The sequence below is a fragment of the Gallintestinimicrobium propionicum genome (assembly GCF_025567525.1).
Taxonomy (GTDB): Bacteria; Bacillota; Clostridia; order Lachnospirales; family Lachnospiraceae; genus Gallintestinimicrobium; species Gallintestinimicrobium propionicum.
The window spans coordinates 1-3,710 of the sequence record NZ_JAOQJY010000046.1 but is presented as its reverse complement, the minus strand read 5'-3'; the positions used below and the strand labels follow the sequence as shown (position 1 = coordinate 3,710).

The 3,710-nt window shown below is 50.5% G+C and carries 6 protein-coding genes; 5 read left to right on the top strand and 1 reads right to left on the bottom strand.

Going from position 1 to position 3,710, the window contains the following annotated elements; translation table 11 throughout:
* The 5 genes from OCV62_RS17990 to OCV62_RS17970 form a co-directional block, all read left to right on the top strand.
* The coding region (locus tag OCV62_RS17990; RefSeq protein WP_262588369.1) for a helicase C-terminal domain-containing protein at window positions 1-1,198 on the top strand (1,198 nt) is incomplete at its 5' end.
* Between the two features lies 1 nt (window position 1,199).
* Window positions 1,200-2,018, top strand: a complete 819-nt coding sequence (locus tag OCV62_RS17985) for a DUF3848 domain-containing protein (protein ID WP_262588367.1) — start codon at window positions 1,200-1,202, stop codon at window positions 2,016-2,018.
* Between the two features lie 2 nt (window positions 2,019-2,020).
* Complete coding sequence (locus OCV62_RS17980; protein ID WP_262588365.1) at window positions 2,021-2,359, top strand: MobC family plasmid mobilization relaxosome protein; 339 nt, start codon at window positions 2,021-2,023, stop codon at window positions 2,357-2,359.
* Window positions 2,360-2,510: 151 nt separating this feature from the next.
* Window positions 2,511-2,813 carry a hypothetical protein gene (locus OCV62_RS17975; protein ID WP_262588364.1) on the top strand — a complete coding sequence of 101 codons (303 nt, stop codon included), beginning with the start codon at window positions 2,511-2,513 and terminating at the stop codon, window positions 2,811-2,813.
* Window positions 2,810-3,109, top strand: a complete 300-nt coding sequence (locus tag OCV62_RS17970) for a CD1845 family protein (protein WP_262588362.1) — start codon at window positions 2,810-2,812, stop codon at window positions 3,107-3,109. The genes OCV62_RS17975 and OCV62_RS17970 overlap by 4 nt, the downstream gene beginning before the upstream one ends.
* 74 nt (window positions 3,110-3,183) lie before the next feature.
* Here the strand turns inward: OCV62_RS17970 and OCV62_RS17965 are convergent.
* Window positions 3,184-3,710: ATP-binding protein (locus tag OCV62_RS17965; protein WP_317258858.1), on the bottom strand; the 527-nt coding region annotated here is incomplete at its 5' end.

Genomic DNA, 3,710 nt, shown 5'->3' with positions numbered 1-3,710 from the left:
TCAGAAACTCATTGCTCAGGGAATGCCTGCCGACCAGATCGCTTTTATCCATGAAGCCAACACCGAAGTGCGGAAAAAGGAGTTGTTCTCTAAAGTCCGTACCGGTCAGGTGCGTGTCCTTTTGGGCAGCACTGCCAAGATGGGCGCAGGCACCAATGTGCAGGACCGTCTGGTGGCACTTCATGACCTGGACTGTCCGTGGAGACCGGGAGACCTTGCCCAGCGCAAGGGCCGTATTGAGCGACAGGGCAACCAGAATCCCCTTGTCCATGTGTACCGCTATGTGACCGAAGGAACCTTTGACGCATACCTCTGGCAGACGGTGGAGAATAAGCAAAAATTCATCAGTCAGATCATGACTTCTAAATCGCCGGTGCGTTCCTGCGATGATGTGGACGAAACGGCGCTTTCCTTTGCCGAGATCAAAGCCCTGTGCGCCGGAGATCCCCGCATCAAGGAGCGTATGGATTTGGATGTGGAGGTATCCCGCCTGAAGCTGATGAAAGCCGACCACCAGAGCAAGCAATATCGTCTGGAGGACCAGCTGCTCAAATACTTCCCGGAGGAGATTGAAAAGCACAAAGGCTTTATCAAGGGCTTTGAATCCGATCTGGAGGTTTTGGCAGCGCACCCGCACCCGGAGGACGGTTTTGCTGGTATGGAAATCCGAGGTGATCTGCTGACCGATAAGGAGAATGCCGGTGCAGCACTTCTGGATGCCTGCAAGGAGGTCAAAACCTCCGATCCGGTGCAGATTGGCAGCTACCGGGGCTATGCCATATCCGTGGAATTTTCCGCTTGGAAACAGGAGTATACGCTCCTGCTGAAAGGACAGATGACCCACCGGGCAACCCTTGGTACAGACCCTCGCGGAAATCTTACCCGTATCGACAATGCCCTCGCCCAGATGCCCCAGCGTCTGGAGGCGGCAAAGGCCCAGCTGGATAACCTCTATCAGCAGCAGGCTGCCGCAAAGGAGGAAGTCGGAAAGCCATTCCTTTATGAAGAAGAACTGCGAAGCAAAAATGCCCGTCTGGTGGAGCTGGATACCCTGCTCAACATCGACGGAAAGGGGCAGGCACACACCGAGTCTGTTGTTGCCAAAAGCACACGGCCTTCGGTGCTGGATAACCTAAAACGCCCGGTGCAACCCCGTAGTACAGACAAGAAACCAAAACAGCATGAGGAGGTGCGATAACATGAATACCAATAATCTGAATGCGGCCCTTTATGAAAAGATGGCCACTGAGCAGGAAAAATACAGGGATTGGTTGAAAAGTCAGCCCCCAGAAGAAATCCTGCACCACACCTATGAGTACACCGTCCGGGAGGACATCGTGATGGCGATGGAGGAGCTGGAACTGACCGACACCCAGGCTCAGGCACTTTTGGAATCTTCATCTCCGTTGGCGGATGTGTACCGTTATTTTGAAAAGCTGGAGACTGGCTATATGGATGTGATCCGGGACAGCATTGAGAACCGTGCCGACGATGTGTGCAGGGCTAAAGAGGAACTGCGAACAACACCGGTCTATCCCCATTCAGCTGCCTATGCGAGAGAACATGGGGAGCTGGAGCAGTACCGAACTTCCAACAATGTAAATCGCCAATGCAAGGAGTCTATTGAAGCGGCGGTGCGGGAGCACTTCGACGGAATGTATCTCAGCCACGATGCGGCAAAGGGTGTGATCGAGACCTATGGCATGGAGCGTGTGTCCATGGTTCTGTCTAACACGGTCCAGCTTCAGGACTGGGATGGGCGTTACTCCCGACGCAACAAAGAATGGGCCAAGACCATTCCCAACGATAATCCCGAAACCGTCCGTTGTGGTTATGCCTTAAACAGCCACCCTGCTGTGCTGGATGGCTTTATTGATCTGGTGCGTGAAGAACAGCAGCGCAGCCGTACCCAGAGAGAAAAACTGGAACCGTCCCGTCCCTCAGTACGGGATAAGCTCAAACAGGAGCTGCCCGCCCATAAGTCTGCCGCCCCGAAAAAACGGGAGCCGGAGCGATAACCATGGCAAAGCGCAAGCGGGATGTGCCGGTTTTGTTTTGGGTGTGCGCAGAAGAACTGGAACTGATCCATCAAAAGATGCAGCAATACGGGACAGAGAATTTGAGCGCTTATCTGCGGAAAATGGCGCTGGATGGTTATGTGGTCAAGCTGGAACTGCCAGAGCTGAAGGAGTTGGTCTCCCTGATGCGCCGAAGCAGCAACAACTTGAACCAGCTGACCCGCAAAGTGCATGAGACCGGGCGGGTTTATAATGCTGACTTGGAGGATATATCCCAGCGGCAGGAACAACTGTGGGAGGGTGTGAAGGAAATCCTTACCCAACTCTCCAAACTTTCATAACAGGGATAGATACTCCATTTGCGGAGGGAGGAACGGCGTTTCTTCGCCGCACCTTCCTCCGCTTTTTCTTTTTGTCTGTATCCTTGTCTTTTGCCTGTCCGTACCGGATAATATGAGTAGAATAAGAAGCGTAGCAAAGGAGTGAAAACAGATGCTGACCTTTGAAAAGGTGCTGGAGATTTTTGCGGATTACCTAACCGCAGACGAGACCATAGAAGTTTATATCAGCCGCCATGGATGTGTAAGAGTTGAATTTGACCAAGATTTTCACTATTGCTCTGGCGAGGTGTGCCATACTCCCAAGGAACTGTTCGACCTCTTATCCGATGATTACCGGACTTATCTGGAGATTGAACTGACCAAAGGAAAACGGGAAGTGACGGAAGATGATGAGAGAGAAGCGGATGCCCTATGCAAACAGTATCTGGAGCGTTGGAAGGAGGAACAGAAATGAAGATTTTGAAATGTCTGCTGATGATCGTAACTGCACCGGTCATTTTGGTGTTGACGCTTTTTGTCTGGCTCTGCACGGGGCTGATCTACATATCCGGTCTGGTGCTTGGTCTACTAAGCACGGTAATTGCTCTGCTTGGCGTGGCTGTGCTGATTACCTATTCCCCGCAGAATGGTGTGATTTTGCTGGTTATGGCATTTTTGATTAGCCCGATGGGGCTGCCGCTGGCTTCGATCTGGCTGCTGGGAAAGGTGCAGAGTTTGAAATTTGCGATACAGGATTGGGTGTATGGGTAAATGATGTGAATATAATTTGGAATGAAAAAGAAGCAGGACAATGGGAGATGAGACCCAATGCCCTGCTTCTCTATTTATTCGGAACGAACTGTAATATATTTTTGATTGCGACTTTTAGGTTTATCGGGAATAGTCATTTCTAATTGCCCGGATTCTAAAAGCGGATTGATATGCTTCAAAGTGAAGTTTCTTAAATCTTTGAAGCCGCAAAATACTGCAAGCTCTTTCTTGGATTTTGGTGTTGTGCAAAAAGCCAAAATCTGTTTGGATACCGTTGATAGTTCAATAACTTGGTGGGTAACTTGGTGGATAACTTGGTGGGCGTCACCCTCTAAGTTGTAGTTTACATTTTTCAAGATGACTCTGAAATCTGTTGCTGTTGAGGTAAATTCAGGCTTATATGCCGCTGTATATCCAGATAGCTTTTCGGTTTCACTGACGATTTTGCGTAGGCCACTTCCACGGCGTTCCATGTACTTCATGCGGTGGAACAGGTCAGCAATCACAGGGTTTCGTCGCATCGAACGAATACTGTAAATATCGTATTCCTGAATTGAGCCGCCGCCAAACATACCGCCCGGAGATGTGATTTCCACCCGAT

Bases quoted from the DNA above. Each gene is read 5' to 3' on its own strand.
- OCV62_RS17985 (WP_262588367.1), top strand. From the start codon at position 1,200: ATGAATACCAATAATCTGAATGCGGCCCTTTATGAAAAGATGGCCACT.
- OCV62_RS17980 (WP_262588365.1), top strand. From the start codon at position 2,021: ATGGCAAAGCGCAAGCGGGATGTGCCGGTTTTGTTTTGGGTGTGCGCA.
- OCV62_RS17975 (WP_262588364.1), top strand. From the start codon at position 2,511: ATGCTGACCTTTGAAAAGGTGCTGGAGATTTTTGCGGATTACCTAACC.
- OCV62_RS17970 (WP_262588362.1), top strand. From the start codon at position 2,810: ATGAAGATTTTGAAATGTCTGCTGATGATCGTAACTGCACCGGTCATT.